At 77.5% G+C, this 1,336-nt stretch carries 1 protein-coding gene; it reads left to right on the forward strand.

The features are described 5' to 3' along the window. The first annotated feature begins 6 nt into the window (after positions 1–6). Entirely contained in the window at positions 7–1,227 is a 1,221-nt protein-coding gene (locus tag ACFVHV_RS43795; RefSeq protein WP_380359489.1) for a sulfite oxidase, read from the forward strand. The last annotated feature ends 109 nt before the right edge of the window (positions 1,228–1,336 follow it).

Consider the following 1,336-nt stretch of genomic DNA (forward strand, 5'->3'; position numbering starts at 1 on the left):
GAGGAGGTGCCCGCGCCCGGCCCCCTGCCCGGGCCCGGTTCCCTGCCCGGGCCCGTGCCCGAGGAGGTGCCCGCGCCCGGCCCCCTGCCCGGGCCCGGTTCCCTGCCCGGGCCCGTGCCCGGGATCGTCAAACCGCTGCCCGCCGAGTGGTTCGTGCCGCGCGGCACCAACGCCGAGACGCGCTGGGACGCCTTCCGCGACGCCGACGGCCGTGCCGCCGTCCACCGGCACGTGCCGGTGGAGCGGTTCTTCGTCCGCAACCACACCAGCACCCCGCTGATCGACCCCGGCACCTGGCGCCTCAGGCTCTTCGGCAGCGGCCTGCGCGGTGCCCCGACGGCCGGGCGCCCGGTCGAGTTCGGCCTGGACGACCTGCGGGAGCTGCCGTCCACCCGGATCAGCGCGCTGATCGAGTGCGCCGGCAACGCCCGCAGCTACTACCCCGGCCAGCAGAACCAGCCCGTCCCGGGTACGCCGTGGACCCTCGGCGGCATCGGCTCGGCGAGCTGGCGCGGCGTCCGGCTGGCCGAGGTGCTGCGGGCCGCGGGGCTGACCGGGGCGGCGGTGGACGTGCTGCCCACCGGCCTGGACCCGGACTTCGTCGCCGGCGGCACCAACTACGGACCGGTGCGCCGCCCGCTGCCGATCGCCAAGGCGCTGGACGACGTGCTGCTCGCGTACGAGATGAACGGCGAGCCGCTGACCCCGGACCACGGCGCCCCGGCCCGGCTGGTGGTGCCCGGCTGGGTGGGCATCGCCTCGATCAAGTGGGTGGGCAGCGTGGAGGTCGCCGACCACCGGCTGTACTCGCCGTGGAACACCGACTTCTACCGGATGTTCGGCCCGGAGTACCCGCCGGGCGGCGGCGACCCGCTCACCGAGCAGGTGGTCAAGAGCGCCTTCGAGCTGGCCGCCGGTGCGCGGCTGGCGGCGGGGCGCGAGCACCGGCTGCACGGGCGCTCGTGGTCCGGGGCGGCGGCGGTGCGCCGGGTCGAGGTGAGTGCCGACGGCGGCCGGACCTGGCGGCGCGCCGAACTGCGCGACGAGCCGCGGGCCGACGGGTGGACGCGCTGGAGCTTCGACTGGCGCCCCGAACGGCCCGGTCGGTACGAGCTGCGCGCCCGCGCCACGGACCGCCGGGGCAACACCCAGCCCGAGCGGGCGGTGTTCAACCGGGAGGGCTACCTGTTCGGTGCGGTGGTGGCCCACCCGGTGACGGTGGTCTGAGCCGCGGCAGTGGTCCGCGACCAAGCGGTGGTCCGCGCCGCGCCGGGGGGGGGGCCCCCCCAGCCCGCCCCGCTGCGCGGCAGGGACGAGGGGGCGCCCAAGCACGCCC

Origin of the sequence: Kitasatospora sp. NPDC127116 (assembly GCF_042677365.1) — a bacterium.
Lineage (GTDB): Bacteria > Actinomycetota > Actinomycetes > Streptomycetales > Streptomycetaceae > Kitasatospora > Kitasatospora lactacystinica.